The sequence below is a fragment of the Streptomyces sp. NPDC111520 genome, from assembly GCF_055635295.1.
The window spans coordinates 1-26,586 of the sequence record NZ_JBVKBW010000038.1 but is presented as its reverse complement, the minus strand read 5'-3'; the positions used below and the strand labels follow the sequence as shown (position 1 = coordinate 26,586).

Below are 26,586 nucleotides of genomic sequence, written 5' to 3'. Positions count from 1 at the left end.
GGTCAGAGGTGACTGGTCAAGCAACCTTCGTCTCCTCGGCCCACTGGCTCAGCAGGCGCTGGTACTCCGCGGTTCGCTACACCTCGTCAGCACGCGTCGTGGCCGCCGACCTGTGGCGCAAGGCCCCGCGCGCTCTGTGCCCCGAGGCCGGCCGCCTCGCCGAAGCGGTCGGCGTGAACGTGACCGCCAGACCGCCAACGCCCCAGCAACACCCGTGTCCAGACCGTAGTTCGCGTGGAGGGGCACCGGCCACACCAGACGCCAGCTCCCCCAGATCCGCCAACACGTGCCACGGGCGGCGGTGCCGAGCGCCCAGATGAGGCGCAGTCCGGAGCCTCATCTCCGACTGGGGCTTTGACGTGTCCGTAGGATTTGTCCGGGCGATCTTGGCCATAGGCTGAGTGCGGAAGGATCAAGCCAAGCAGGTCGTGGGGCAGGGGGACGGGTTGGGCCGGCAGGAGAGGTACCGCAAGGTGATCGGACCGCTGCTGCGAGCCGGGCTCGAGGTGATACCCGACGCGGTCCCGGGCTCGGCGATACCTGATGTCCTCGGGTACGAACGAGAGCGGGTTTTCGGGTTCTGCCTGGTCGATTACGACGATCCTCGATTCGTGGAGCGGCTCAACAAGGCCTGGTACGAACTCGCCACGTCCTCCGGCCTGATCGACGACAATCGCGAATCCTCCTCGAGCTGCCCAGGGGAACCCGGACCGCCGAGGAAGCCCGCCGGCGACGCACGATGCGTGTCTGGCACCGGGTCCGCCTGCTGGAACGGTGGGACATCATGGGGGCCGGCGCGGCGACGTTCCTCGGCGTCCGCGCCGGCCACCCCGGCTTCGCCATGCTGGCCCTGGACAACAGCGTCTGGCTCCTGGCCGACACGTACGAAACGGGTGCGGCCGTGTACGCGGTGCGTGATCCCGCCGGCTCTCCAGGGGTCCTCCGGGAGTTGGAGTGCCTCGCCAGGAACGCCAAAGACCGGGAGTTCCGAAGTGAAGTCATCGCTTGGCTTGAGAGCAGGCAACAGCGCTAGACGACAGATGCAGACATGGTTGGGCGAAGAGGTCAACAGTTGCGGGCCGAGTGAGCTCGGGCGGCCGACGCCGAGGTCTTGGACAGGAACGAGCGCCCAGCGTCGTGTGGGCGACAGAGACAGGCCGAGAGCGGTCTCGACCGCGCCCCGGATCATCAGGTCCGAAGCCAGATGACCACCGTCTTCCACGGCCCGAACCGTTCCGGCAGGTCACGCCGCTGCACACCGGTCCGCACCCGGTGCAAAGTCCCGTGCCGGTGATCCCTCCACCGGCCACAGCGCCTATTGCTCACCGGCAGGAACGACCGCATCCGTTCCCACTCGGCATCGCTCATCACCCCGCCCCATGTCCACACCAACGACCCGGACGCCGAGTAGTCACATGATCGGCCGGACGACAGGCGGACGGGGCTCGTCCCTCGGGCGCCCCGCTGGAGGGACTCGCCCGGGGGACGTCAGAGACGGACCGTCATCTCCACGGTCACGTCGTCCCCGGCGGTGATGCCCTGGGGCCGGCGCACGGCGGCCTTCAGCGGCAGCAGGTAGCCGCCGTCCTTGGGGAAGAGCGAAGTCGTGAAGGCGGTGTCGCCGATGCGGGCCTCCACCGGGATGACGCCCCAGCCGTAGGTGGCCATCGCGGCGACCTCGCGGATGTGGGCGCACTCCTCGTCCGGCACGGCCGCGAAGTAGTACGGCGCGGGCCCGCGCCACTCGATCACGCGGCCGGCGAAGACGAGCTCCATGGGGTCGGTCCTCTTCCTGGAGGGCGGCGAGACCGCCCCAGCGTACCGACGGGTCCCGGAAGCGGGGGGGGATTGGTCCGTTTCCGTGGTGACTGATGGTGTTTCAGGAGCCGGACGGGGTGGCGATCAATTCACTTCCCCTGGGTGAAAGCGCAGGGCAACAGGGTGACTTGAGCCTAGAATGGGGGCTCCGCGATCACCCCGCGTCCAGGGCGTGGGCAGGACTGTGAGGGACCGGATGAGCCAGGAGCGAGAGCCGCTGCCGACCGCGATCGACACCGGGATTCCCAGCGTCGCCCGGATGTACGACTTCCTGCTCGGCGGCAAGGACAACTACGCCGTCGACCGCGAGGCCTCCGAGGAGCTGCTCAAGGTCGTCCCGAGCACGAAGGAGCTCGCGGTCAACAACCGCAGGTTCCTGCAGCGCGTCGTGGGCGTGCTCGCCCGCGAGTACGGGATACGCCAGTTCCTGGACCACGGGTCCGGCCTGCCGACGCAGGACAACGTCCACCAGGTCGCCCAGCGCGTCGACCCGGCCGCGCGCGTGGTCTACGTCGACAACGACCCGATCGTGCTGGCGCACGGCCGCGCGCTGCTGGAGGAGAACGAGAACACGGCCGTCATCCAGGCCGACTTCCGTGACACCGACGGCATCTTCGGCAACCCGGAGGTGGAGCGGCTGATCGACTTCGGCCGGCCGGTGGCGGCCCTGTTCGTCTCGGTGATGCACTGCATCCCCGACGAGGACGACCCCGCGGCCCTGGTCAGGCGCGTCGCGGAGCGACTGGCGCCGGGCAGCTTCCTCGTGGTGTGCCAGCTGGTCAGCGAGGACAAGTCGGTGCGCGACTTCGTCACCGAGTTCATGGACGCCAGCACCCAGGGCAACTGGGGCCGGGTGCGTCAGGAGGCAGACGTCCACCGCTTCCTCGACGGCCTGGAGATCCTCGAGCCGGGACTCGTCGAGGTGTCCACGTGGCGCCCCGACACCGATCTGGCCCCCCGTCAGGCCACGCAGGAGTGGATCGAGTTCGGCGGGGTCGGCCGCAAGGCCTGAGTCACGCGACGGTCCCGGGCCGGCAGGGCCGGCCCGGGGGGCGTCCGCGTCGGCTCACGACAGCTGCTTGAGGAAGTCCCCGAGGAATTCCGGCGTGCGGACCGGCGGCTCGGCCTCGGCGCTGAGGCGGTCCATCACGGCCAGGTAGTTGTCGACGTCGTCCTGCTTGTCCAGGTACAGCGAGCTGGTGAGCTGCTCCAGGTAGACGATGTCGGGCAGGTCCGGTTCGAGGAAACGCAGGATCGTCACCGGACCGCCCGCGGTGGCCAGACCGCCGACGCTGAACGGCGCGACCTGCAACGTCACGTTGGGCAGCGCGGCCGCCTCGATGAGCCGCTCCAGCTGGCGCGACATCACCTCCGCGCCACCCAGCGGGCGGCGCAACGCCGCCTCGTCCACCACCGCCCACAGCCTCGGCGGGTTGGCCCCGTGCAGCAGGTGCTGGCGCTCCATGCGCAGCGCGACCCGGCGCTCGACCTCGACCCCGGACGCCCTGGGGTGCCCGAGCCGGATGACGGCACGGGCGTACTCCTCGGTCTGCAGCAGACCGGGGACGAACTGCACCTCGTACGTACGGATGACGGACGCGGCCTCCTCCAGGCCCACGAGCGTCTCGAACCAGCCGGGGAGCACATCGGCGTAGCGGTGCCACCAGCCGGGCGTGTTGGCGTTCCGGGCGAGCTTGAGGAAGTCCGCGCGCTCGGTCTCGTCGGTCACGTCGTACAGGGTCAGGAGGTCGGCGACGTCGCGCTCCTTGTAGCCGACGCGGCCCAGTTCGAGGCGGCTGATCTTGGCGTGGGAGCCGCGGATCGCGTCACCCGCCGCTTCGCGGGTGATGCCCCGGGACTCCCTCAGCCTCCGCAACTGGGTGCCGAGCACGATGCGCAGCACCGTCGGACCACCGCGCGGGTGCTCCAGGTACTGCCTTATCGACGGTTCGTTGCTCGGCCGCATCGCGGTCATGCCGGCTCCCGTGGTGACTGGGCGAACCGCCAGTGTCTCACCGAGTGGCGCCCGAATACAGCCGCATCCCATGGCATGCCGACGTTTTGTCAGTCCGTCATGTCGTCGAAGTCCCCGTCCTTGACGCCCCCGAGGAAGGCCTCGATCTCCGCCCGCGTGTAGATGAGCGCAGGTCCGCCCGGGTGGCGGGAGTTGCGCATCGCGAAGCCCCCGCCGGGCAGCGCCGCCAGCTCGACGCAGTTGCCGCTGGGGTTGCTCCGGCCGCTCTTCCTCCAGACCGCGCCCTCGATGTCGGTGGCCGGTACGCCGTTGTCGAACTCCCGCATGGCTACGCCTCCTTGACGGGCCATCTGCACGTGCAGATGCACGTGCAGATGTACTTACCCTTGCACTTACGACTGTAATTGCAGATGTGCTTGCACGGGTAGGGATCCGACGGGGATAGTGGTGGACGCAGACAGCACCGCGCCCCCCGCCCGACAGCTCTGCGGAGTTCCCGATGACCACGCATCCGGTGATCCCCCTCGACTTGGGTCTGACCGAGGACTCAGGGTCGCGCTTTGCCGCGTGCGGCCTGAGCGGCGACCTCCATGCCGCAGGTTCCGCACGGCAGTTCACGCGTGCCACCCTGAGCAACTGGGGGATGCTCGCGATCGTCGACACCGCCTCGATCGTCGTGTCGGAGATGCTGACCAACGCCGTCCGTTACGGCCTCGATGACGCGGCGCACGAACCGCTGTCCAGCCGGCCGGTCTGGCTGGGGCTGCTCCGCCGCGACGAGTCCGTGCTCTGCACGGTCGCCGACCCGGGGTCGGGCATCCCGGTGGTGAAGGAGCCGGACTGGTTCGCCGAGACGGGGCGGGGACTGCACATCATCGACTCGCTCAGCGAGTCCTGGGGGTGGACACCGCCCGACGAGGCGGGCAAGTCCGTCTGGGCGCTGATCTCCGCGCCCATGTGACTTCCGCCCGGCGGCGTCGCGCAGTACGGACGCCGCGGGACGGGGGAACGGGGGCCGGAGACGCCGCGGCGGGGCACCGGGGGGATGCCTCGCCGCGGCCGGACGGCCGCTCGCCCCGCGCGCCGCGGGGCCCGGCGCGCTCGCGCCCCTGCGGCAACTCCCCGATGAGGCCCGGCACCCCTTGCGGCCCCGCACCGGTGCGGGATGGGGCCCTCGGGCGGGACGACCGGGATCGTGTGTGACGCGTCCGACAGCGCGGCGTCCTCGCGGCGGGGGCGGGGGCGTGGGGGAGGCCCTCGTGCGGCCGGTTCCCGCGGTCGGCGGGGACCGGCCGAGCGGTGCCGCGACCTCGATTCCGGCTGCCGTGCCGTGACCCAGGCTTTGCCTTTCCCGGGAGAGGAATTCACCTCCCGTTGACGCACCGCCATTTCCCGCCGCCCTCCGCCCGATTGTGTTGCCGGGGCGTGTGCTAGCGTTTTTGTGGTTCACGTGTGACAACGATGTCAGACGCTCCGGGCCCACGGACCTGATCCGTCCGCGTTGGAAAAGCCCCTGCTCGGCAGGGTGGCGCTCCCGGGGCGCGGCGTGGCACGCCCGTTCTCCGAGTTCCACAGAAAAGCACTGCGAATCATGCAAGAAAGCCACGCGGTCTGGCTCCCGTACCGGTCCGGTGAATTCCCCGGACCGCTGCCCGACGGCCCCTCGTACCATTTCTGGGACGGCCTTTCGGCCTTCCCCTCCGATCCCCGGGACGTGACGTTCGCCGTCGTCCCGCCCGTCCCCGCCAAGCAGCACGAGATCCTGGACCGGCTGCTGCGCGCCACCGAGCGGCTGGAGGTCCTGCAGCTCCTCAGCTCCGGGCACGACTACCTCGCCCCCTTCTTCGGGCTGCTGCCCCCCGGCACCCGCGTCGCCACCGCGAACGGCGTGCACGGCGAGGCCACGGCCGAGCTGGCGGTGACGCTGCTGCTCGCCTCCGAGCGCGGCCTCGACGACTTCACCCGCCGGCACGCCCAGGGCGAGTGGCGGCCCCGCGTCTTCCCCACGCTCTCCGGCAAGGAGGTCCTGGTCGTCGGCCAGGGCGCGGTCGGCAGGGCCGTGGCGGCCAGGCTCGCCCCGTTCGGCTGCCGGGTGGTCCGGCTGGCCCGCACCGCGCGCGACACCGCGGACGGTCACGTGCACGGGTTCGCCGAGCTGCCCGGGCTGCTCCCCTCCGCCGACGCCGTCGTGCTGTGCGCGCCCCTGACGGACGAGACCCGCGACCTGATGGACGCTCCCCGCCTCGCGCTGATGAAGGACCGGTCCGTCCTGGTCAACGTGGCCAGGGGGGAACTGGTCGACACGCAGGCGCTGGTACGGGAGGCCGGACGGGGACGGCTGCGTGCCGCCCTGGACGTCACCGCGCCCGAGCCGCTCCCCAGCGGCCACCCGCTGTGGTACCTGCCCGGCATCCTGATCACCCCGCATGTCGGGGCCTTCACCGACGCCTTCACCCCCGCGTCCCTCGCGTTCATCACGCAGCAGCTGCACCGCTACGCGCAGGGCGAGCCCCTGGTGAACGTCCTGCCGCAACTGGCGGCCGCGCGCTGAGCCGCGGCGGGCCCCCGGGACGCCTCCCGGGGGCCCGCCGGCCCGGCGCGTCACCCCCAGGGGGCGGCGCGTTCGGCCATAAGGAACCCGTACGGCCTGTCGGGGCGCCCCGCCGCGCCGCGTTGGGTGAGATGACCGGATGGAACTGCGGGAGTTGCGGGTCTTCGTCGCCGTCGCGGAGGAGGGCGGGATGTCCGCCGCCGCACGGCGCCTGCACGTGAGCCAGTCGGCGCTGTCACAGACCGTCACCGCCCTGGAGCGGCAGCTCGGCGTCAAGCTCCTGGTGCGGTCCAGCTCCGGCGTGCGGACGACGGAGGCCGGGGCGGTGCTGCTCTCCGAGGCGCGGGCCGTGCTCGCCCGCCACGACCAGGCCGTACGGGCGATGGCGGCGATGACGGCGCATGGCGAGGGCACCCTGCGTCTGGGCGTCCCCCTGGAGCTGCCGCCCGACCTGCTGACCCCCGTGCTCACCGAGTTGTCCCGGGCCTACCCGGACACCCGGGTGCAGGCCCGGCACCTGTCCACGGCGGCTCAGCTGGAGGCGCTGCACGCGGACGAGCTCGACGTCGGCCTGATGCGTGAGCGCCCGGCCGGGCCGGAGTTCGACGCGATGCTGGTGGTCAGGGAGAACCTGGGGGTGCTGCTGGCGGCAGAGCAGGCGGCCGAGCTCGCGGAACCGCGCGGCGTGCGCCTGGAGTCCTTGGCGGGACTGGAGTGGGTCGGCTTCCCCCGGGTCGGCAGCCCCGCCTGGTGGGACGAGCTGACGGCGGTACTGCGCAGCCACGGGCTGGACGTCGGTCCCGAGACGGGCGCGGGCGATCCGCTGATCGCGGAGGTCAAGCTGGCGGCCGTGGTGACGGGACGGGCCTTCGCGCTGGCGCCGCCGAACTGGGCGCAGCCGATCCCCGAGACCGTGACGTGGTGGCCGCTGATCGGGGATCCCCTGGTCCGCAGGACGTGGGCGGTGTGGCCGTCGAGTTGCCGCCGGCGCGACCTCGGCCACTTCATCGCCGCGTTCGAGCAGCCGGCGTCGCCGTAACGGCCCGCTACCTGGGGGAGGCGGACGGGACGGCCGGCGCGGAGGCGCGCTGCCGGTGCCGGGCGGCCTTCGCGTTGTTGCCGCAGCGCTCCATGGAGCACCACTTGCGGGGCCTGCCGTTGCCGGGGTCGAGGTAGACCATGCCGCAGATCCCGGCCGCGCAGGTGCGCAGCCGGTCCCGCAGGCGCGGGTCGGTCACCAGCGTGATCAGGTCGCGGGCGACGACGGAGAGCAACTGGGCGGACGACAGCGGTTCCGTGCCGCCGTCCGGGCGCCCGTCGGGACCGAGGCGCAGGCGCGGCGCCGGTGGGTCGACGCGCGCCAGGTCGTTGAGCAGACCGACGGATCCCTGCCGCGGCGCGCGGCCCTCCACGGCCGTGGTGACGACATCGGTGGCCGCGGAGCGCAGCTCGTGGAGGGCTCCGAGCAGGGCCGTCGCGTCCTCACCGCCGCGCAGGCGCAGGCCGACGCCGCGGCACCAGGCGCGGAGCCGCTCGTGATCGCCGAGCCGTTCCACGGGGGTGCTCGGGCGGCGGCCCACCGTGGCGACGAGGTCGAGCGACAACGAGCCCGCGTCGAAGCGCAGTTCACGGACCCTGGCCGTGACGCGGGGGCGGGGGGTGGCCGCTGCGGGCTCGCTCATGTGACGATGGTAACCCTGTAGACGGTTATCAAGGCGGTCGGACCGGGAAGGGAGCACGCGATGCGCATCGCGGTCGTGGGAGCGGGCGGGGTCGGGGGCTACTTCGGCACGCGGCTCGCGGAGGCGGGCGAGGAGGTCACCTTCGTGGCCCGCGGCCGGCACCTGGAGGCGATCCGCGCCAACGGCGGCCTGGTCGTCCACAGCCCGCTGGGGGAGTTCCGGGCGCCGGCCGACCGGTTCGTGCCCGACATCCGCGACGTCGGCCCTGTCGACGTCGTGCTGGTCGCGGTCAAACTGTGGGACACCGAGGACGTCGCCGCCGGGCTGCGGGGGCTCGCCGAGGCGGGCGCACGGGTGATCTCCCTGCAGAACGGCGTCCGCAAGGACACCGTCCTGCGCCGGCACCTGCCGCACGAGGCCGTGTGGGGCGGGGTCTGCTACATCTCCGCCGTCATCGAGGAGCCCGGCGTGGTCTCCCACCGCGGCACGATGCAGAAGCTGGTCTTCGGGCCCTACGACCAAGAGGGCATTGCCCGCGCCGAGGAGTTCCGCGAGGCGTGCGAGAAGGCCGGCGTCGAGGCGGAGGCCAGTGCCGACATCGCGCGGGTGGTGTGGGAGAAGTTCGTGTTCCTCACGGCCCTGTCGGGCACCACCTCGGCCGTGCGCCAGCCGATCGGCGTCGTCCGCGCGGATCCCGCGACGCGTGGGCTGCTGCGCGACGTGATGGCGGAGGCCGTCGCCGTCGGCCGGGCCGCGGGCGTCCACCTCGACGAGTCCTTCGTCGAGGGGCAGATGGCGTTCTGCGACACCCTGCCCGCCACGATGACCTCCTCCATGCACAACGACCTGGAGCAGGGCAACCGCCTGGAACTGCCCTGGCTCAGCGGAGACGTCGCCGACCTCGGGCGCGAACTGGGCGTCCCCACGCCCCGCAACCGCACGCTGGCCGACGTCCTCGCGCCCTACGCGCAGGGCTGGCCGCGCCGGCCGTGACGGTCACCGGGTACGGGTGGGGGCGGGGCCGCGCGGCCCGGCGCGCCGGTGCGGTCCTGCGCCGTCCGGCGGGGTAGACGTATCGGGCAGTCACCGCACCGGAGGGGAGAGGGACATGGCCGAGGACGTCGCCGGGATCGTGCGCAGGGTGGTCGCCGGATGCGCGGAGGTGGCACCGGAGGAGATCGGGCCGGACACGAGCTTCGCCCACCTGCGCCTGGGCGACCGGGCCAAGCAGCGGGCCGCCGACGCCGTCGAGCGCGAGGTCGGGGTGATGCTGCTGGCCGACGAGGTCGAGCGGATGGGCACGGTGGGGGACCTGGTCGAGCACGTGGCCGGCAAGCGCGCCGAGCAGGAGGCCGCGGAGGCCCCGTGACGGACGGAGGCCGCGTGACGGACGGAGGCCGCGTGACGGACGGCGGCCGCGTGCCCCGTCCGGCACGGCCGGGGCGCCGGGCCGTCACGCGGGCGGGGCGGATCCCGCGTGGACGCGGATCTTCGACTGCCCGTGGCCGCGCAGTTCCCAGTCGTCCATGAAGCGGGCCGTCAGTCGGTGCCGGGCGGCCAGTTCCACCAGCGTCTCGGTGCGGTAGTAGAAGTCCTCGCGCAGCACGTGGTGTTCCTTCCCCTCGGTCCGGTCGAACGTGAAGTCGAACCATCCGCCGGGGGCCAGGATGCGCGCCACGTTGGCCAGGCACTCGTCGATGACCTCCAGCGGCGAGTGGGAGAAGACGCTGTGCGCGTGGACCACGTCGAAGTGGCGGTCCGGGAGGAAGTCGAACGTCAGGTCGTGGGTGAGGGTGAGGTACGGCAGCTTGGACTGCAGGCACCGCTCCGCCACGGTGCGTTTGGCGGCGATCAGGATGTCGGGGGAGATGTCGATGCCGTAGTAGTGGCCGGCGTCGAGGTAGTCGATGAGGAGCCGGCCCGCGCGCAGGTTGCCGCACCCGATGTCCAGCAGCCGGTGCCGCGGCGACAGGCCGTGCTCGCGCAGGTAGTCGAACTGCAGCGCGCCCAGCGCCAGCCAGCGCTCGTGGCTGCCGCTGCCGACGGCCGCCTCCGGGTCGCGCGCGGTGTCGCTCGCCATGACGGCCCGGTAGTACGCCACGTGGTCGCGGTGCCGGTGGGCCAGCCGGCGGTCCCGCGCGGCCCGGCGCACGTGGGCGGCGACCCGCGTGGGGTGCCGCAGGGCGTAGCCGACCTTGTGGGTGAGGCTCGTCCGGTCGGCCCGGAGGTTCTTCCTGGTGGCCATGGCGCGTGCTCCCTCGGAGGGTCGGGGGGCGGTCCGCTTCCGTCCCCTCCCGGGAGGCTGCCACGCGGCGCCCCGTCGTTCCCCCGCCGAACGGGTGGTGCGGATACGTGTGCGGGGCGCCCCCGGCCGGGGGCGCCCCGCACACGACGGACCCGGGTCAGCCGGTGAGGCGGTTGATCTGGCGGAGCTTGTTGGTGGCGTCGAGGGCGGCCACCTTGTACGACTCGGCGAGGGTCGGGTAGTTGAACACCGCGTCGACCAGGTAGTCGACCGTGCCGCCGCAGCCCATCACCGCCTGGCCGATGTGCAGCAGCTCCGTGGCGCCGGAGCCGAAGCAGTGGACGCCCAGCAGGGTGCGGTCCTCGGTCGACACCAGCAGCTTCAGCATGCCGTGCGAGTCGCCGATGATCTGGCCGCGGGCCAGCTCGCGGTAGCGCGAGACACCCACCTCGAAGGGCACGTTGTCGTCGGTGAGCTGGTCCTCCGTACGGCCGACGAAGCTGATCTCCGGGATCGTGTAGATGCCGATCGGCTGCAGGCCGTTCATCGCGTTCACCGGTTCGCCGCAGGCGTGGTAGGCCGCGAGCCTGCCCTGCTCCATGGAGGTGGCCGCCAGCGCCGGGAAGCCGATGACGTCGCCCACGGCGTAGATGTGCGGCACGGAGGTGCGGTAGTGCTCGTCGACGGATATCCGGCCCCGCTTGTCGGCGGCGAGGCCCGCCTTGCCGAGGTCGAGGGCGTCCGTGAGGCCCTGCCGTCCGGCCGAGTACATGACGGCGTCCGCGGGGATCTTCTTCCCGCTCTGCAGGACGGTGAGGGTGCCCGTCGGATGCCGTTCCACGGCCGCCACGGTCTCGCCGAAGCGGAAGGTGACGGCGAGGTCCCGCAGGTGGTACTTGAGCGCCTCGACGACCTCGACGTCGCAGAAGTCCAGCATCCCCTCGCGCTGTTCGACCACCGTCACCTTGCTGCCCAGCGCGGCGAACATCGAGGCGTACTCGATGCCGATGACGCCGGCGCCGACGATGACCATGGAGCGCGGCACCCGGTCCAGGTTGAGCACGCTGTCGGAGTCCATCACCGTGCGGTCGTCGAACTCCACGGTCGACGGTCGGGCCGGGCGGGTCCCGGTGGCGATGACGATGTTCTCGGCGGTCACCAGCACCTCACGGCCGGACGGGTCCTCCACGGCGACCGTGTGGTCGTCGGTGAAGCGGCCGGTCCCGGTGAGCATGGTGACGCGGTTGCGGGAGAGCTGGCTGCGGATCACGTCCACCTCGCGGCTCACCACGTGCTGGGTGCGCGCGGTGAGGTCCGCGATGGTGATGTCCTCCTTGAGGCGGTAGCTCTGGCCGTACAGGTCCCGCTGGGTGAGCCCGGTCAGGTAGAGCACGGCCTCGCGGAGCGTCTTGGACGGGATGGTGCCGGTGTGGATGGAGACCCCGCCGACCATGTCGGGGCGGTCGACGACGGCGACCCGGCGGCCCAGCTTGGCCGCGGCGATGGCGGCCTTCTGGCCACCCGGGCCGGATCCGATGACGAGCAGGTCGAATTCGGTCACCGGACGAGTCTGTCAGGCCACCGCGTCCCCGGGAAAGGGCTGTCGGCGATGAGCCCGGGGAGCGTCCCCGAGCCCCCCGGCACGGGTACGGGACCCGTGCCCGGGGGCCCGCCGGGGGACGGGGCATACGGGGGTCCGGCCGTTCGGGCGCCCGGCGGTCCGGGCGCCCGGCGGTCCGGACGTTCAGCGGACCTGGGCGGGCGTGACGACCTCGGTGATGCCGCGGGCGGCCAGGTGCGCCGCGTCCGCGGCCCGGTCGGCGAGCACCAGGGCGGGCCGTGCGCCCTGGGCGGTCAGCTCCGCCCACGCCTCGAACACCTCGCCGCCGGGGGCGCAGCCGGCCCGCCGGGGGACCGTGACGCTGTCGCCCACGTCCACCACGAGCGCGGTGGTCCGGGGCGGCGGCGCGTAGCCGCGCTCGCGCAGCTCCGCCACGGCGCGGGCCACGGCGGTTCCGGCCGGCTTGACCTCGCGGTCGTTGGTGAGCAGGCCGAGGGTGTACTCGAGTTCGGGGAAGTCGGCGAGCGAGCGGGCGACGTCGTGCGAGCACCACCAGGTCACCCCCCACACGTCGGCGCAGTCCAGGGCGCCCGCGATCGTGGCGGTGGCGAACGCCGCCGCGTGCTCGGGGGGCACCACCGGCGCGGGGGCGCCGACCTCCTGCAGCCAGACCGGCCGGTGCGGGTCGGTGGCCCAGGCCTTGGACAACTCGATCATGTACGCCGCGTGGTGCTCGGTGGCGACGCCCGCGTGGCCGTGGCGCTGCGCGGTGCCGTTGAAGACCCAGGAGTGGACCGCCGTCGCGAAGCCGAGCCGGGCGGCCTGCGCGGGCGTGAAGGCGTGGTCGTCCTGGTACCAGGCGGCGTCGTACTCGGCGTGCAGGTGGAGCCTGCCGGGGGCGCCGCGTTCGCACGCGTCGAGCATCAGGCGCAGCCAGGCTTCCGCCTCGGCGGGACCGATGGGGTCCGGGTCCGGGTGCGGCGGGCCGGAGAACTGGTTGATCTCGTTGCCGACGGTCATGCCCAGGAAGTTGGGCCGGTCGGCGAGCGCGGCGGCGAGGGTCCGCAGGTACTCCGCCTCGGCGGCGACGACGTCCGGGTCGGTGAAGATGTTCCTGCGGTGCCAGGTGGCCGTCCAGGAGGGCAGGAAGTCGAAGCTCGACAGGTGGCCCTGGAGGCCGTCCACGTTGACGTCCAGGCCGTGTTCGGCCGCGGCGTCCACCAGCGCGACCAGCTGCTCCACGGCGCGCGGCCGGATCAGGGTGCGGTTGGGCTGGAAGAGCGGCCACAGGGGGAAGACCCGTACGTGGTCCAGGCCGAGGCGGGCGATGCCGTCGAGGTCGGCGCGGACGGCGTCGAGGTCGAAGTCGAGCCAGTGGTGGAACCAGCCCTGGCTGGGCGTGTAGTTGACGCCGAAGCGCGGTGTCATGGCGGTTCCCGTGTTCGTACGAGCTGGGGCGGGCGCGCGGCGGCGGAACCGGTGGTCGCGGGGCGGTCGGGGGTGTCCGTCCCGTGATCGGCGCGGCTGGGGGAGTCGCCGCCGGCGCCCACGACAAGGTGACATCGCGCCCCGGGAAAGTCAACTCGCCCCGGACATCCGCCCCTTGGGGTAGAGAAGCCGCAGGTCAACGGCGTGTGAACGGAATTCGGCCAACGGCACTAATGCGCTTTAGGAGCCTTCCGCTCAAGCGCTTTAGCGCTCCGCCCTCCCGGCCGGGGGATACTGGTCTGCGTGCCGCGCCCGCCCGGGGCCCGGCGCGCACCACGTCAGCGGACGATCCGAGGGGGCCCACGATCGCGGCGCACGAGCCACCGGTGGAGCCGCCGCCCGCTGCCCGGACCGGGCGGCGGGCCCCCGCCCGGCGCCCCACGATGAAGGACATCGCCCGGCGGGCCGGCGTCTCCGAGAGCGCCGTCTCCTTCGCCCTCAACGACCGCCCGGGCGTGTCCGAGACCACCCGCCGGCGCGTGCGGCGGGTCGCCGACCAGCTCGGCTGGCGGGCCAGCACCGCCGCGCGGGCCCTGTCGGGCGAGGGCGCCGCGACCGTGGGCCTGGTGCTCGCCCGTCCGGCCAGCTCACTGGGCATCGAGTCGTTCCTCCTCCAACTCGTCTCGGGCATCCAGGAAGTGCTGTCCGAACGCCACCTCGGCCTGCTCTTCCGGGTGGTGGCGGGTGCCGAGGAGGAGTGCGCGGTCTACCGCAGCTGGTGGGCCGAGCAGCGGGTCGACGGGGTCATCGTGGTGGACCCGCGGATCGGCGACCCCCGGACCGTACTGCTGGACTCCCTGGGCCTGCCCGCGGTGGTGGTCGGCGGCCGGGACGTGGACCGCGAGCCGCAGGTGCCCGTTCCGTACCCGGTGATCTCCAGCGTCCGGGTGGACGACGCGGCCGCCATGGGCGCGATCGTCGAGCACCTCGCGGGGCTGGGCCACCGCCGTGTGGTGCACGTCGCGGGCCTGGCCGGGCTGGCGCACACCACGCGCCGCATCGCGTCCCTGCGGGCGGGGGCCGCGCGGCTGGGGCTGCCCGGTGTCCGCTCGGTCACCACCGACTACTCCGAGGGCCAGGGCGCCGAGGCCACCCGCCTCGCGCTCGGCGGGCCCGAACCGCCCACGGCGATCATCTACGACAACGACGTGATGGCGGTCGCCGGCGTCGGCGTGGCCCTCGGCCTGGGCCTGTCCGTACCGCGCGACCTGTCGGTCGTCGCCTGGGAGGACTCGGTGCTCTGCCGGGCCACGCACCCGCGCCTGACCGCCCTGGACCGCGACGCGACGGCCTTCGGCCGGCGCGCGGCGGAGGAACTGGTCCGCCTGCTCGGCGGGCGCCCGGCCCGCGACGTGGCCCAGCCGACCCCGCGACTCGTCGTCCGCGGCAGCACGGCGCCGCCGCGCGGCTGAGCCCCCGGCCGGGCACGTCGAGAGGTCAGTCTCCGGATATCCCGAAGAAGCCGACGTGCGTGGGTTCTCCGTGCGAGTGGAGGAGCACGTAGTGCCCGGTCCAGCGCAGCTCCTGCTCGTCGAGCAGGGTCACGTCCTCGGCTCCGCGCGACCTGCGCGGCCTGGGGGAGGAGGGGGCCTTGGCGCGCTCCATGGCGTCCTCGAACTGCTGTGGGGTCGGCTCCGCCGTCCCGAAGTGGTGCACCAGCCTTTCGGGACGCAGCGGACGCAGTGTGCAGTAGTCCCAGTCGTTCCTGCCGGGACCCGCGGGTGTGTCGATGATGCGGCGGACGTCCAGTATCGAGTGGGTGCCCGACTCCTCGACGGACTCGTCGGCGTAGAGCGCCGCTCGATCGCCGTACTGCTCGTCGTCGCCGTAGAGCTCCTGGAAGACCTGCTCGTGCAGGGCTTCGAGCGTGGCCTCGATGCTCCCTCGGTACGAAGTGACGTAGTCCCAGCCGGTGGCGCCCATCGCCTGTCTCCGATCGTCAGCGATCATCCCGCCTCACGGTAGGGCCACGGTCTGACAGCGGACCTGGTCCCCACACGCCCGAAGCGGCCGCTCGAGCGCCGTGGTTTTCGCGGCTCGCCCCGGTCCGCGCCATGGCGGCCGGGCCGCCACGGGCCGGTGTGCCCCGTGCGGCGCGGGTGCGCTCAGGCCGTCGCGTGCGCGGTGGGGCGGGGCCGGGCGCTCGGGCCCGGGGTGCGGTCGACCTCTTCCGGGGCCTGGATCACATGGCCCTCGTCGCAGACCAGGCGGGCCCGTACGGGTGCGCCGCAGTCGTGGTGGGTGGCCAGCAGCGCGGGGCCCTCGGGGTCGGCGAGGTACTTGTCGCCCCACTGCCGCAGCGACGTGAGCAGCGGGTAGAGGTCGCGGCCCTTGTCCGTGAGCACGTACTCCGACCGGCGCCGCGCGCCGGGTTCCTGATACGTGCGCAGTTCGAGGAGCCCCTGGCCGACCAGCCCCCCGAGCCGGTCCGCGAGCACCGAACGGGAGACGCCGAGGTGGTCCTGCAGGTCGCTGAAGCGCCTGATCCCGCGGGTGACGTCGCGGAGGATCAGCAGCACCCAGGACTGGCCGACGAGCCCCACGGCCCGGCCGACGGAGCAGTTCGAGGGGTCCTGGTCGAGGTATTCCATGGTCCGGATCCTACCTGAGTTCTTCAAGAGAACTCAGGCGTGGTAGCGTCACACCCAGAGCTAGGTTCGAAAGTCGAACTCAGCGGGAAAGGGAACAGCTGATGACGAGCCCGAGCGCCGCCACGCACCAGGCCGTGAGCGTGGGAGCGACCGACGCCACGAGCACCCCGAGGACGCCGGATCCGGAAGAGGGGAGGAGGCGCTGGATCGGCTTCGTCGTCGCGAGCCTCGGCCAGATGGCGATGTTCGTGAACATCACCCAGACCACCGCCGTCCTCGCCCCCCTCCAGCAGGACCTGCGGGTGTCCGGCGCCCAGCTGGTCTGGATCGCCGGGATCTACTCGATGATGGTCGCCAGCTTCGTGCTGTCCGCCGGGACCGTCGGCGACCGCCTCGGCCGGCGGCGCGTCTTCGCCCTCGGTGTGCTGCTGCTCGGCGGCGGCAGCCTCGTCACCTCGCTGGCCTCGGGCGCCACCGGCGTCATCGTGGGCCAGGCCCTGATGGGCCTCGGCGGCGCCGCCATCCTGCCGAACAGCCTGTCCCTGGTGACCCACATGTTCGCCGAGCCGCACGCCCGGACCCGGGCCGTCGGCATCTGGGTCGCCGTCTCGGGCATAGGCCTGGCCTTCGGCCCGGTGGCCGCGGGCCTGATCCTCGAGCGCTGGTCCTGGCACGCGGTGTTCCTGGTCAACGTCGTGCTGGCGGTGCTGGTCCTGGTGCTGACCCCCCGCTTCGTCACCGAGAGCAGGCAGCCCGGACGTCACCTCGACCCGCCCGGCCTCGTCCTCGCGGTCCTCGCCATCGGCGCGCTGAACTACGGCCTCGTCGAGGGCGGCCACACCGGCTTCGGTACCGGCCGCGCGATCACCGCCTTCGCGGTCGCCGCCGCCTCGCTCGTCGCCTTCGTCGTCCACGAGGCGCGGACCCGTACGCCCATGCTCAAGCTGCGGCTCTTCCGCGGCCGCTCCTTCGCCACGGCCAACGTCGTCGCGATGATCGCCCAGTACGCCTTCGTGGCCACCGCCTTCGCCCAGGTGCTGTACTTCGAGCGGATCCGGCACGAGTCGATCCTCGACGCGGGCCTGCTGCTCCTGCCGCTGATGGGCTCCTACGTGCTGGTCAGCTACGTGGCCGCGGGGATCGCACGTCGCATCGGCTTCAAGACGACCCTGGGCATCGGCGCCCTGCTCGCCGCTGCGGGTACCCTGCTGATGACGGCCCAGACGCCCACCTCGTCGACGGAGGTGATCGTGCTGCTGATGGCGCTGTTCGGTGCCGGCGCAGGTTTGGTCCTGCCGCCGAGCACGGCCGTGGCCGTCATCAGCGTTCCGCACACCGACGGCGGCATGGCCAGCGGCACCGTCAACCTCTTCCGGCAGGTCGGCGGAACGCTCGGCGCGACCGTCACGGGCACCGTACTGACCAGCGGCCTCGCGTCCCGTCTGCCCGGCGAACTCGCCGACCGCGGTGTCCCCTCCGGCGTCGCCGGCCAGGTGACCGAGGCCGTCGGCACCGGCGCGCAGGGTTCCGCGCTGCCGGCCGCGCTCCGCGACACCGTCACCGCCGCCGTCGGCGACGCCTTCACCGGGGCCCTGCACCTGGCCGTGCTCATCCCCGGAGTGGGCCTGGCGGCCGCCGCCGTCGCGGCCCTCGTCCTCGTCGGCAGCCGACCGGCTCCCCAGGCCCACTGACCCCGCCCACGGCACCGGACGACAGGAAGGAAGCACGATGACGGAGAGGAAGGACCCCGACCTCGATCCAGAAGCCGCCGGAGCCTTCCTGCGCGCCGTCGGGCTGCGGTTCGACACGATCAGCGCCCAGGAGGTCACCGCCCACCTGGAGGCCACGGAGGAGCACCACACCCCGTGGGGGATCACCCACGGCGGCCTCTACTCCACCGTCATCGAGAGCGTGGCCAGCGTCGGCGCCTCCTACGCGGTGCGGTCCGAGGAACGGTTCGCCGTCTGCGTCGGCAACCAGACGGACTTCCTGCTCCCGTACGTCAGGGGCCGCCTCGACGTCCGCGGCACCCCCCTGCAGCAGGGCCGGAGCCTGCAGCTGTGGCTGGTGGTGATCACCGACGCCGCGGGCCGCCCGATCGCCCGCGGCCAGGTACGCCTGTTCAACCGGTCCCTGCCCGCGTGACCCCGGCCGGGGGCCGCGGGCGGGGACCGCGCACGGAGCCGCGGGCGGCGGTCCCGCGGCTCACACCGCCGGGCGGAGCTCCTGCGTACAGCACTTGATGCCCCCGCCGGCCTTGTGGAACTCCGTGAGGTCGACGGGGACGGGCACGTAGCCCCGCCCGGCGAGCTGCTCGACCAGCCCCGTCGCGGCGGGCGCCACGAACACGTGCCGCCCGTCCGACACCGAGTTGAGGCCGAACGCCAGCGCGTCGTCCGCGGTGGCGACGACCGCGTCCGGGAACATCCGGCGCAGCACCTCACGGCTCCCGGGGGAGAACGCCCCCGGGTGGTACGCGATGTTCGCCGGGCCGTCGCCGGCACCGTCGTCGAGGACGAACAGCGCGGTGTCCAGGTGGTAGAAGCGGGGGTCCACCAACTGCAGGCCGATCGTCGGCACGCCGAAGAACTCCTGCACCTCGACGTGTGCCGCCCGGACGGTGCGGAAGCCCGTACCGGCGAGCACGACCCCGCCGACCGGCACCAGGTCGCCCTCCCCCTCGCAGACCGACACCGGGCGGTGCACCTGGTAACCGGCCGCCTTGAACCAGGCCGCGTACTCGTCGGCCTCCGGGCGGCGTTCGGGCGCGTGGAAGGACGAGCCGAACACCCGCCCCTCGACCACGAGCGCGGAGTTGGCGGCGAACACCATGTCGGGCAGCCCCGGGACGGGCTCGACGGACTCCACCGTGTGACCGTGCTCCCGGTAGGCCCGCACCAGCGCGGCCCACTGCTCCCGGGCCAGCGCGGTGTCGACCCGCACGCCCTCCCGCATCCAGGGGTTGATCGCGTACCGCACGTCGAAGTGCTCCGGCGGGCAGACCAGATAACGCCGGGGGCGGGCCACACGGTTCTCGGGCACGGCGAACTCCTCCGCTTCCTGCGGGACGGCCGGGGGGAACGGCTCAACGGTAGGAATCGCCGGCCGCGCACGACAAGATCCGGGCGCTGCGCGCAGGCGCAGCGATGCTGCGTCGAGCGGCCCTTCAGCGCAGCTCCGCTGCGCCCTCCGCGGCGGACCGCCCCGCCCCCGCCTCCGGGCTCTCCGGCAGCAGGTGCGACAGCACCATGTAGCTGATCGTCTTCCGGATGAAGGGCTCGGTCCTGATCCGCTCCAGGACCTCCTCGAAGTGCCCGACGTCGGTGGCGCGGACGTGCAGCAGCGCGTCCGCGCCGCCCGTCACCGTCATCGCCGCCGTGATCTCCGGGTGGTTCCTGACGACCTCGGCCAGCCGCCGGGGCGGCGCCGCGCCCTCGCAGTACACCTCCACGTACGCCTCCGTGCGCCAGCCCAGCGCGGCGGGCCGGACCGTGGCGGTGAAGCCGGTGATGACGCCGGACTCGCGCAGCCGGTCGACGCGCCGCTTGACGGCGGTGGCCGACAGGCCGATGTCCGCGCCGATCTCGGCGAAGCTCGTCCTGGCGTTCGCGATCAGGGCCGCGACGATCTTGCGGTCGAGCTCGTCGAACGGCACGGGTCTGTGGACCATGCCCGGTGCTCCTTCCCTCAGGCGTCCCGCCCGGCCGTTCAGCCGTCCCGCCGAGCCACTCAGCCGTCCCGCTGGGCCGCGACCAGGGCGTCGCCGGTCTCCGTCCGGTAGTAGAGCACGGAACGGCCCGCTCGCCGCCGCCGCACCAGACGGGCGTCCAGCAGCACCTTCAGATGACGCCCCACCGAGCCCAGCCCCTGGCCCGTCAGGGCGACCAGCTGCGTGGTGCTCAGCGGTGTCGCCAGCAGCACGAGGACCGCCGCACGCGCCGGGCCGAGCAGCGCGCCCAGTGCCTCGGGGACCGGCTGCCGGCCAGCCTCCGCCAGTGCCCCCGAGCACGGGTACACCACCGCGTACCGCACCGCGTCGTCCCAGGACACCCAGCCCGTCCGCGGGGTGACGGGCACGAACATCAGGCGGGCGCCGGACAGGTCGCGCGGCGGGTAGTCCCGCGTGTTGATCTGCAAGCGGCCCTCGCCGAGCCAGCGCATCCCCCGCCGCAGGTCGTCCAGCGCCTCCGCCCAGCCGCCGCGGCCCAACTGGGCGGTGCGCGCCACGATGTCGGCCTCGATGACCCGCCTGCGCCGCGGCCACTCCGGCAGCACCGTGTGCGTCCACACCCAGGCGACGACGTCCGCCGCGCGCTCCGGCAGGTCCGCGCGGCGCAGCAGATCGGGGAGCGGTCCGCCGAGCGACACGGTCAGATGCTCCCGGGCGGCGTCCGGCGGGGTCCGCCGGATCCGCTCCAGCTCCTCCTCGAAGCCCGCACCCCCCTCCCCGGTGGGCGTGGGCGTGAGGAAGTCCGCGTTCCAGGTGCGCCCCAGGGCGGCGCGCACCAGCAGCCCGGTCACCGGGTCGGCGGCCAGCCGCTCCCGGTACGCGGGCAGGTGCGCGTCGAGCCAGCCGCGTTCCCCGGGGTGCGCGGCCGTGCCCCGGTCGAGCAGCTTCAGGGCCGCGATCGCCTCGGCCAGCGGGGAGACGACGAACCGGCTGCCCACCAGCGTCTCCGCGTCGACCAGCCACCAGCCCATGCCCCGCCCTCCTCAGGTCTCGCGCCTCGGGTTTCGCGCCTCGGGTTTCGCGCCTGTGCGAAACATTAACCGCCCGATCCGGCGGCCCCGAGACTCGGGCCATGCGCACCTACCAAGAGCTCTTCCGCACACGGGAGTTCACCCCGCTCTTCCTGGTCTCCACCGGACAGGTCGCCGCGCAGACGGTGAGCGGACTGGCCCTGAGCACCCTGGTCTACGACGCCACGGGATCGCCGCTGCTGTCCGCCGTCGCCATGTTCGGCCCGTCCCTCGCCCAGGTGGTGGGTGCGACGACCCTGCTGTCGGCGGCCGACCGGCTGCCGCCGCGCGCCGCGCTCACCGCGGTCGCCCTGCTCTTCGCCCTCGGCACCGCCGTACTGGCCGTCCCCTGGCTGCCGATGTGGGCCGTCTTCGTCATCCTGCCCGCCGAGGGCCTGGTGGCGTCCCTGGGCGGCGGCGTGCGCTACGGACTGCTCCACGAGATCCTCCCCAAGGGCGGCTTCCTGCTGGGCCGTTCCGTGCTGAACATGGCGACCGGCACCATGCAGGTCTGCGGCTTCGCCGCCGGCGGCCTGCTGCTGGCCGCCCTGTCCCCGCGCGGGATCCTGCTCGCCGGCGCGGCCCTCTACCTCGCGGCGGCGGCGGCCGCCCTGACCGGACTGCGCGCCAGGCCCCCGCGGGCGGGCGGCCGCCCCTCCGCGGCCGAGACCTGGCGGACCAACGCCCTGCTCTGGTCCGCCCGGCCGCGCCGCTACGTGTACCTCGCGCTCTGGGTGCCCAACGGCCTGGTCGTCGGCTGCGAATCGCTGTTCGTGCCGTACGCGCCCGACCACGCCGGACTGCTCCTGGCGGCGGCCGCGTGCGGCATGCTCGCCGGCGACACCCTGGCCGGCCGGTTCGTCCCGCCGTGGTGGCGGGAGCGCGCGGGGGCGGCGCTGCGGCTGCTGCTCGCCGCCCCCTACCTCGTCTTCGCCCTGCACCCGGCGCTGCCGCTCGCGGCGGCCGTCGTCGCCCTGGCCTCCGTCGGCTACGCGGCGAGCCTGCTGCTGCAGGAGCGGCTGATGGCCCTCACCCCGGACGAACTCAGCGGCCACGCCCTCGGGCTGCACTCCTCGGGCATGCTCGCCTGCCAGGGACTGGGCGCCGCCCTGGCCGGGGCCGTCGCCCAGCACATCTCCCCGGCGACCGCGATGACGGTCATGGCCGCCGTCTCCGTCGCCGTCACCCTGGTGCTCGCCCCCGGCCTGCGCCCGGGCACCGCGGACGCCGTCAAGGACGCCGCGCCGGCCCCCGGGGCGTCCCGTCGTCCAGTCCCGTGACCCGCATCGTGATGTTCAGCCGGCCGGAGGCGAGACCGGTGTCCGGGTCGCCCGTGCCCGGGTGCACCTTCGGCACCGCGTGGTAGGCGAAGCGGGACGGGCCGCCGAAGACGAACAGGTCGCCCGAGGCCAGTTCCAGGTCCGTGTACGGGCGGTTGCGGTTCTCGGTGTTGCCGAAGCGGAAGACGCAGGAGTCGCCGATGGTGAGCGACACGACGGGGGCGTCGCTGCGTTCGTCCTTGTCCTGGTGCATGCCGAGCTTGGCGTCGCCGTCGTAGAAGTTGATCAGCGCGGTGTCCGGGGTGTAGCCGTCGCCCGCCGCCGGGTCCTCGTACGCCGCGACCAGGGCCCGGCGGCCCAGCGCCACCATCCAGTCGGGGAACGGGGCCACCCGGGCGCCGTTCACGTCGTCCGCGGTCCGGGTGTACCGGTACGGCTGCCAGTGCCATCCGACGCAGACCGTACGGATGGACATCACCCCGCCGCGGGGCAGCCGGGTGTGCCGGATCGGCACCGGGCCCATCGCCCAGGCACGGCACGCGACGACCAGTTCCCGCTGCTCGTCCAGGGTGAGCCAGCCCGGCACGTGCACCGCGCCCGGCGCCACCCGCAGGCGGGGACGGGGGATGAGCGCGCTCACCGGGCACCATCCGTCCATGGCGTGGCCGTCACCCAGCCCCGGTCCACGCGCCACGTCCCGCCGTCGGCGGTCGCGCCGCGCAGGCCCTGGAGCGTCCCCGCCCCCGCCGCGGCCACCACGCGCGCGTCGGCGAGGGAGGCGAAGCCGTACGTACGCGCCGGGTCCCACGGCGTGCTGTGGCGCAGCCGGCGGGCCAGTTGCGCCCACCCGGCCGGTGCGGCCGCCACCACCCAGGCGTCCGGGGCGGGCGCGGTGAGCCGCCGAGCGGCCCGCAGCCAGGACGCGGCCCGTTCCGGCCAGTCCACGACGGCCGCGACGGTGCCGCCCGACGCGCGCCACTCCGCCGCGAACGCGCCGGCGGCGGCACACGAGACGGCGTCCCGGCTGTGGCCGACGGCCACGACCCGCACGCGGGGGCGGGCGTCACCGAGCAGGCCGAGCAGGGCGGTGAGTTCGGCCCCGGTGTGCGGGCGCGGCCCCGGCACGCCGTCGAGCACGGCCAGGTCGTCGGGCGGTAGCAGCGGCGAGGGCGCTGCCTCGGTGGGTGCGTCGGGGTGGGTCATGGCGTTCCGCTCCGTCGGTGTCGCCTTCCATTGTCGGTACCGCTCCGGCAGGCAGCGGGCGCAGGGCCGGTAGCCCGCGGCGAGCGCCGTCGCCTCGTCCGCGAAGAACACCCGCTCCCGCACGTAACCGCCGCGTGCGAGGGCCCGCAGGGCGGCCGGGCAGTCCAGGCGGCCGTACAGCCGGCCGCGCCGGTGCCCGCCCAGCGTCCCCGGGACCGCGCTGCGGAACGGCAGTCCGTCCGGGCCGGTCAGCACGTACCGCGTCACGCCGCGTCGTGGAAGACCAGGCCCAGGGTGTGGCGGCGGCCCTCGCGCACGGTGCTCACCCCGTGCCGCATCGGGCCGGCGGACCAGCCCCGGGCCGAGCGCACGGGCCGGTCGCGGGTGGTGAAGACCAGCGCGTGGCCCTGGGGCAGGGTGGTGGACGAGCCCCGGGTCTGCGCCCGCGGCCGCTGCTCCGTCATCAGGAACTCGCCGCCGGTGTAGTGCTCGCCGGGGACGTCGAGCCCGATCACGACCTGGAGCGGGAAGACGAGGTCGCCGTACAGGTCGCGGTGGAGGGCGTTCCAGTCGCCCGCGCCGTAGCGCAGCAGGATCGGTGTCGGGCGGGTCTGCCCCGCTGCGTGGCACGCGGCCAGCCACTCGTCGAAGGTGTCCGGCCAGGGCGCGGGCTGCCGCAGCCGGGCGGCCCAGTCGCGGGCGACCGGCAGCAGCCGCGGGTAGAACGCCGCCCGCAGGGCCCGCACGGGCTCGGGGACGGGGTACGCGAAGTAGCGGTACTGTCCCGAGCCGAAGCGGTGGCGTGCCATGTCGACGGTCGAGCGGAACCGCCCGGGCTCGTCGTAGAGCGCGGCGACCGCCCGGCACTCGGCGGGGGAGAGGACGGGGCGGGCGGTCAGGGCGCTGCCGTGGGCGTCGAGTCCGGCGGTCAGCGCGGCCCAGTCCTCGGCGTCGACCCGCTCGTGGAAGGGTGGCGCAGGATGCGTCGCGGCGGTGGTCACGGCCGTCGTCCTCATGCCGTCCCGCGCCCGGCCTCGAGGTCCAGCAGCAGCCGTTTGCGTTCCACCCCGCCCGCGTAGCCGGTGATCGCGCCCTTGGCGCCGACCACGCGGTGGCAGGGACGGACGACCAGCAGCGGGTTGCGGCCGATCGCGGTGCCGACCGCGCGCGACGAGGTCCGCGGGATGCCCATCGCCTCGGCGACGTCCGCGTAGGTGAGCGTCGTGCCGTAGCCGACGGTCTCCAGGGTCTTCCACACCTGCTGCTGGAAGGCGGAGCCCGCGGCGGTGAACTCGATCTCGAAGTCCGTCAGTTCACCGGCGAAGTACGCCCGCAGCTGGCGGGTGATCTCGGTGAACGCGGCGTCGTCGGCGCGCGCTCCGTCCGCGAGGTCCGCGGCGACGAGGCCGCCCTTCTGGTCCGGCACCGACAGCGAGGAGAGCGCGGTGCCGCCCTTCGCGGTCGGTGACTCCTCGCCGACCAGCAGCAGTTCGCCCAGCGGGCTGTCGAGCGTCGTGTAGACCGTCATCGGTCCTTCCCTTTCCTCACACCTTCAGTGACATCTACGATTCTGTGGCGGTTCGTCACCGATGTCCGGCGGGATTCGGACGTCGCATTCCCACCGGCCCCTTCCCACCGGCCCCGTCCTGCCGGATCCCGCCCGCCCCGGTCAACCGGCGCTCCACAGCAGGTGCATCGCGTAGCTGCGCCACGGCCGCCAGCCCTCGGCGTCCTCCAGCGGGACACCGGCACGCGCGGCCCCCGCGCGCACCGCGACGTCGCCCTCCAGCAGCACGTCGGGATCGCCCAGGGCGCGCATCCGGATGTAGCCGGCCGTCCACGGCCCGATGCCGCGCAGCGCGAGCAGGTCCTTCTCGGCGCCGTCGCGGTCCGTACCCGGGTCGAGGACGACGTCGCCGTCGACGAGCGCGCGGGCCAGACCCCGCAGCGTCTCCCGCCGGGCCCGCGGCATGCCGACCGCCTCCAGGGACGCCCCGGCGAGCGCGTCGGCGCCGGGGAACAGATGGGTCAGGCCGCCGCTCGGAGTCGTCAGCGGTTCGCCGTGGGCGGCGACCAGCGCCGCGCCGAGCCGCCGCCCCGCCGCCACGGAGACCTGCTGCCCCAGCACCGCGCGCACCGCGAGTTCGTGCGGGTCGGCGGCCCCGGGGGCGCGCAGACCCGGGCGGTTCCGGGCCAGGGCCCCCATCGACGGGTGTGCGGAGAGCCGTTCGGCGACCGCGTACGGATCGGCGTCGAGGTCGAACAGGCGCCGCACGCGTTCCGTTCCGGTGGTCAGGTCGCGCAGCGCGGCCAGGTGCAGCCGGCATTCGAGCCAGTCGCCGCCCCGGGCGGGCGCCGCCTCCTCGACCTCGGCGAGCGCCGGTCCGTGCGGCAGCCGGAGGGTGCGCCGGTAGACCCTCCCGCCCGGAGGGCCGGTGATCTCCTCGACGCCGGCGATCGCCCGCGCCGCCAGGTAGTCGAAGACCCGCCCGGTGTCGTACGGCCCCCGGTACGCCAGCCGCAGCGGAACCCCGGCCGCGGCGTCCGCGGAGGCGTGGGCGTGGCGGGCGGGGCGCGCCTGCCGCAGCGCGGTCGGCGTGAGCGCGTACACCTCGCGGACCGTGTCGTTGAACTGCCGTACGCTCGCGAAACCGGCCGCGAAGGCGATCTCCGCGGCCTGCATGTCGGTGGTCTGCAGCAGGATCCGCGCGGTGTGCGCACGTTGCGCCCGCGCCAGGGCGATCGGGCCGGCCCCCACTTCGGCGTTGAGCTGCCGCTGCACCTGCCGCGCGCTGTAGCCGAGTCGTGCGGCCAGCCCAGCGACGCCTTCCCGGTCGACGACGCCGTCCCCGATCAGCCGCATCGCGCGTCCCACCACGTCGGCCCGCGCGTTCCACGCCGCGGAGCCCGGCACCGCGTCGGGGCGGCACCTGCGGCAGGCCCGGAAGCCCGACCCCTGGGCGGCCGCGGCGGTGCGGAAGAACCGGACGTTGCGCCGTTTGGGCGTCACCGCCGGGCAGCTGGGGCGGCAGTAGATCCCTGTCGTCGTCACCGCGAAGAAGAACTCGCCGTCGAAGCGGGCGTCGCGGCTGCACACCGCCTCGTACCTGCTGTCCTCGCCGGTCGTCTCGCTCGTCACCCCTCCACTGTGCGGCATCGCGGGGGCGGGCCGCCGGCGGGTTTCGGACGTCGCGTTTCCCCGGATCCGCGACGGCGTGCCGTGCGCGCCCCGGCCGCCCCGCCGATCCTTGAGGGGTGACAGCCGGCTCCTCCCCCCAGGAGGCCACGGCCCCGGAGGCGCCCGCGACCGGCCGCGCCAACTACACGGGCGCCGTCTACGGATCGCTGCTGGCCGCTGCGGCTCGTCCGAGCCGGCGCCGTCGACCGCGAGCACCTGGTCCAGGGCGGTGAGCAGGGCGTACGCCGCGCCGTCGTAGGCGGCCTGGAGGATC

General features: G+C 73.7%; 29 protein-coding genes. 11 read left to right on the top strand and 18 right to left on the bottom strand.

Annotation, left to right across the window (positions count from 1 at the left end; genetic code table 11):
* The first annotated feature begins 739 nt into the window (after positions 1-739).
* Entirely contained in the window at positions 740-1,033 is a 294-nt protein-coding gene (locus ACZ7MY_RS41825) for a hypothetical protein (RefSeq protein ID WP_499611349.1), read from the top strand.
* Positions 1,034-1,188: 155 nt separating this feature from the next.
* On the opposite strand, the gene ACZ7MY_RS41820 is transcribed toward ACZ7MY_RS41825, so the two are convergent.
* Positions 1,189-1,368, bottom strand: coding sequence for a transposase (locus tag ACZ7MY_RS41820; RefSeq protein ID WP_499611347.1), 180 nt, complete (start codon positions 1,366-1,368; stop codon positions 1,189-1,191).
* Positions 1,369-1,488: 120 nt separating this feature from the next.
* Positions 1,489-1,776, bottom strand: coding sequence for a DUF1905 domain-containing protein (locus tag ACZ7MY_RS41815; protein ID WP_499611345.1), 288 nt, complete (start codon positions 1,774-1,776; stop codon positions 1,489-1,491).
* A 238-nt stretch (positions 1,777-2,014) separates the two neighbouring features.
* Here ACZ7MY_RS41815 and ACZ7MY_RS41810 point away from each other — a divergent pair, with 238 nt between their 5' ends.
* Positions 2,015-2,830, top strand: a complete 816-nt coding sequence (locus tag ACZ7MY_RS41810) for an SAM-dependent methyltransferase (RefSeq protein WP_499611342.1) — start codon at positions 2,015-2,017, stop codon at positions 2,828-2,830.
* Positions 2,831-2,884: 54 nt separating this feature from the next.
* Here ACZ7MY_RS41810 and ACZ7MY_RS41805 read toward each other — a convergent pair whose 3' ends face one another.
* Both ACZ7MY_RS41805 and ACZ7MY_RS41800 read right to left on the bottom strand, forming a co-directional pair.
* Positions 2,885-3,793, bottom strand: a complete 909-nt coding sequence (locus ACZ7MY_RS41805) for a Sco1979 family transcriptional regulator (RefSeq protein ID WP_499611340.1) — start codon at positions 3,791-3,793, stop codon at positions 2,885-2,887.
* Between the two features lie 89 nt (positions 3,794-3,882).
* Positions 3,883-4,119, bottom strand: coding sequence for a DUF397 domain-containing protein (locus ACZ7MY_RS41800; protein ID WP_499611337.1), 237 nt, complete (start codon positions 4,117-4,119; stop codon positions 3,883-3,885).
* Between the two features lie 173 nt (positions 4,120-4,292).
* Here ACZ7MY_RS41800 and ACZ7MY_RS41795 point away from each other — a divergent pair, with 173 nt between their 5' ends.
* The 3 genes from ACZ7MY_RS41795 (at position 4,293) to ACZ7MY_RS41785 (ending at position 7,383) form a co-directional block, all read left to right on the top strand.
* Complete coding sequence (locus ACZ7MY_RS41795) at positions 4,293-4,754, top strand: ATP-binding protein (protein ID WP_499611335.1); 462 nt, start codon at positions 4,293-4,295, stop codon at positions 4,752-4,754.
* A 630-nt stretch (positions 4,755-5,384) separates the two neighbouring features.
* Positions 5,385-6,344: a 2-hydroxyacid dehydrogenase gene (locus ACZ7MY_RS41790; protein ID WP_499611332.1), complete on the top strand. Its 960-nt coding sequence runs from the start codon at positions 5,385-5,387 to the stop codon at positions 6,342-6,344.
* A gap of 139 nt (positions 6,345-6,483) precedes the next feature.
* Positions 6,484-7,383, top strand: a complete 900-nt coding sequence (locus ACZ7MY_RS41785; protein WP_499611329.1) for a LysR family transcriptional regulator — start codon at positions 6,484-6,486, stop codon at positions 7,381-7,383.
* A 7-nt stretch (positions 7,384-7,390) separates the two neighbouring features.
* On the opposite strand, the gene ACZ7MY_RS41780 is transcribed toward ACZ7MY_RS41785, so the two are convergent.
* Entirely contained in the window at positions 7,391-8,026 is a 636-nt protein-coding gene (locus ACZ7MY_RS41780) for a CGNR zinc finger domain-containing protein (RefSeq protein WP_499611327.1), read from the bottom strand.
* A 60-nt stretch (positions 8,027-8,086) separates the two neighbouring features.
* Here ACZ7MY_RS41780 and ACZ7MY_RS41775 point away from each other — a divergent pair, with 60 nt between their 5' ends.
* On the top strand, positions 8,087-9,019 hold the full coding sequence (locus ACZ7MY_RS41775) for a 2-dehydropantoate 2-reductase (protein WP_499611324.1): 933 nt from the start codon (positions 8,087-8,089) through the stop codon (positions 9,017-9,019).
* 115 nt (positions 9,020-9,134) lie between these two features.
* Complete coding sequence (locus ACZ7MY_RS41770) at positions 9,135-9,395, top strand: acyl carrier protein (RefSeq protein WP_499611320.1); 261 nt, start codon at positions 9,135-9,137, stop codon at positions 9,393-9,395.
* A gap of 84 nt (positions 9,396-9,479) precedes the next feature.
* On the opposite strand, the gene ACZ7MY_RS41765 is transcribed toward ACZ7MY_RS41770, so the two are convergent.
* From ACZ7MY_RS41765 to ACZ7MY_RS41755, 3 genes are all read right to left on the bottom strand, one after another.
* Positions 9,480-10,271 carry a class I SAM-dependent DNA methyltransferase gene (locus ACZ7MY_RS41765; protein ID WP_499611317.1) on the bottom strand — a complete coding sequence of 264 codons (792 nt, stop codon included), beginning with the start codon at positions 10,269-10,271 and terminating at the stop codon, positions 9,480-9,482.
* A 157-nt stretch (positions 10,272-10,428) separates the two neighbouring features.
* Positions 10,429-11,832: a Si-specific NAD(P)(+) transhydrogenase gene (gene sthA / locus ACZ7MY_RS41760; RefSeq protein WP_499611315.1), complete on the bottom strand. Its 1,404-nt coding sequence runs from the start codon at positions 11,830-11,832 to the stop codon at positions 10,429-10,431.
* 183 nt (positions 11,833-12,015) lie between these two features.
* Entirely contained in the window at positions 12,016-13,260 is a 1,245-nt protein-coding gene (locus ACZ7MY_RS41755) for a glycoside hydrolase 5 family protein (RefSeq protein ID WP_499611312.1), read from the bottom strand.
* A gap of 443 nt (positions 13,261-13,703) precedes the next feature.
* Here ACZ7MY_RS41755 and ACZ7MY_RS41750 point away from each other — a divergent pair, with 443 nt between their 5' ends.
* Positions 13,704-14,732, top strand: coding sequence for a LacI family DNA-binding transcriptional regulator (locus ACZ7MY_RS41750; protein WP_499611309.1), 1,029 nt, complete (start codon positions 13,704-13,706; stop codon positions 14,730-14,732).
* Between the two features lie 25 nt (positions 14,733-14,757).
* On the opposite strand, the gene ACZ7MY_RS41745 is transcribed toward ACZ7MY_RS41750, so the two are convergent.
* Both ACZ7MY_RS41745 and ACZ7MY_RS41740 read right to left on the bottom strand, forming a co-directional pair.
* A complete protein-coding gene (locus tag ACZ7MY_RS41745; protein WP_499611306.1) occupies positions 14,758-15,270 on the bottom strand; it encodes a hypothetical protein in 513 nt (170 codons plus the stop codon).
* Positions 15,271-15,425: 155 nt separating this feature from the next.
* Positions 15,426-15,911 carry a winged helix-turn-helix transcriptional regulator gene (locus tag ACZ7MY_RS41740; protein ID WP_499611304.1) on the bottom strand — a complete coding sequence of 162 codons (486 nt, stop codon included), beginning with the start codon at positions 15,909-15,911 and terminating at the stop codon, positions 15,426-15,428.
* Between the two features lie 101 nt (positions 15,912-16,012).
* Here ACZ7MY_RS41740 and ACZ7MY_RS41735 point away from each other — a divergent pair, with 101 nt between their 5' ends.
* Positions 16,013-17,602: an MFS transporter gene (locus tag ACZ7MY_RS41735; protein WP_499611303.1), complete on the top strand. Its 1,590-nt coding sequence runs from the start codon at positions 16,013-16,015 to the stop codon at positions 17,600-17,602.
* Positions 17,603-17,639: 37 nt separating this feature from the next.
* Positions 17,640-18,056 carry a PaaI family thioesterase gene (locus tag ACZ7MY_RS41730; RefSeq protein ID WP_499611301.1) on the top strand — a complete coding sequence of 139 codons (417 nt, stop codon included), beginning with the start codon at positions 17,640-17,642 and terminating at the stop codon, positions 18,054-18,056.
* Between the two features lie 60 nt (positions 18,057-18,116).
* Here ACZ7MY_RS41730 and ddaH read toward each other — a convergent pair whose 3' ends face one another.
* The 3 genes from ddaH to ACZ7MY_RS41715 form a co-directional block, all read right to left on the bottom strand.
* Positions 18,117-19,010 carry a dimethylargininase gene (ddaH, locus tag ACZ7MY_RS41725; protein ID WP_499611391.1) on the bottom strand — a complete coding sequence of 298 codons (894 nt, stop codon included), beginning with the start codon at positions 19,008-19,010 and terminating at the stop codon, positions 18,117-18,119.
* Between the two features lie 67 nt (positions 19,011-19,077).
* The gene (locus ACZ7MY_RS41720; RefSeq protein ID WP_499611299.1) at positions 19,078-19,581 is read right to left on the bottom strand and encodes an Lrp/AsnC family transcriptional regulator; all 504 of its coding nucleotides are present in this window, start codon (positions 19,579-19,581) and stop codon (positions 19,078-19,080) included.
* Between the two features lie 59 nt (positions 19,582-19,640).
* The gene (locus ACZ7MY_RS41715; RefSeq protein ID WP_499611297.1) at positions 19,641-20,612 is read right to left on the bottom strand and encodes a transcriptional regulator; all 972 of its coding nucleotides are present in this window, start codon (positions 20,610-20,612) and stop codon (positions 19,641-19,643) included.
* Between the two features lie 101 nt (positions 20,613-20,713).
* Between ACZ7MY_RS41715 and ACZ7MY_RS41710 the strand changes: the two genes are divergently transcribed.
* Positions 20,714-21,931 carry an MFS transporter gene (locus tag ACZ7MY_RS41710; protein WP_499611294.1) on the top strand — a complete coding sequence of 406 codons (1,218 nt, stop codon included), beginning with the start codon at positions 20,714-20,716 and terminating at the stop codon, positions 21,929-21,931.
* On the opposite strand, the gene ACZ7MY_RS41705 is transcribed toward ACZ7MY_RS41710, so the two are convergent.
* The 5 genes from ACZ7MY_RS41705 to ACZ7MY_RS41685 form a co-directional block, all read right to left on the bottom strand.
* Complete coding sequence (locus tag ACZ7MY_RS41705) at positions 21,882-22,589, bottom strand: alpha-ketoglutarate-dependent dioxygenase AlkB family protein (protein ID WP_499611292.1); 708 nt, start codon at positions 22,587-22,589, stop codon at positions 21,882-21,884. The two genes, ACZ7MY_RS41710 and ACZ7MY_RS41705, sit on opposite strands and share 50 nt — an antisense overlap.
* Complete coding sequence (locus ACZ7MY_RS41700; protein WP_499611289.1) at positions 22,568-23,401, bottom strand: Ada metal-binding domain-containing protein; 834 nt, start codon at positions 23,399-23,401, stop codon at positions 22,568-22,570. The genes ACZ7MY_RS41705 and ACZ7MY_RS41700 overlap by 22 nt, the downstream gene beginning before the upstream one ends.
* Complete coding sequence (locus tag ACZ7MY_RS41695) at positions 23,398-24,150, bottom strand: 2OG-Fe(II) oxygenase (RefSeq protein ID WP_499611287.1); 753 nt, start codon at positions 24,148-24,150, stop codon at positions 23,398-23,400. The genes ACZ7MY_RS41700 and ACZ7MY_RS41695 overlap by 4 nt, the downstream gene beginning before the upstream one ends.
* Positions 24,147-24,662: a methylated-DNA--[protein]-cysteine S-methyltransferase gene (locus ACZ7MY_RS41690; RefSeq protein ID WP_499611284.1), complete on the bottom strand. Its 516-nt coding sequence runs from the start codon at positions 24,660-24,662 to the stop codon at positions 24,147-24,149. Before ACZ7MY_RS41690 ends, ACZ7MY_RS41695 begins: the two co-directional genes overlap by 4 nt.
* A gap of 141 nt (positions 24,663-24,803) precedes the next feature.
* Positions 24,804-26,291: an AlkA N-terminal domain-containing protein gene (locus ACZ7MY_RS41685; RefSeq protein WP_499611283.1), complete on the bottom strand. Its 1,488-nt coding sequence runs from the start codon at positions 26,289-26,291 to the stop codon at positions 24,804-24,806.
* Positions 26,292-26,586 lie beyond the last annotated feature (295 nt).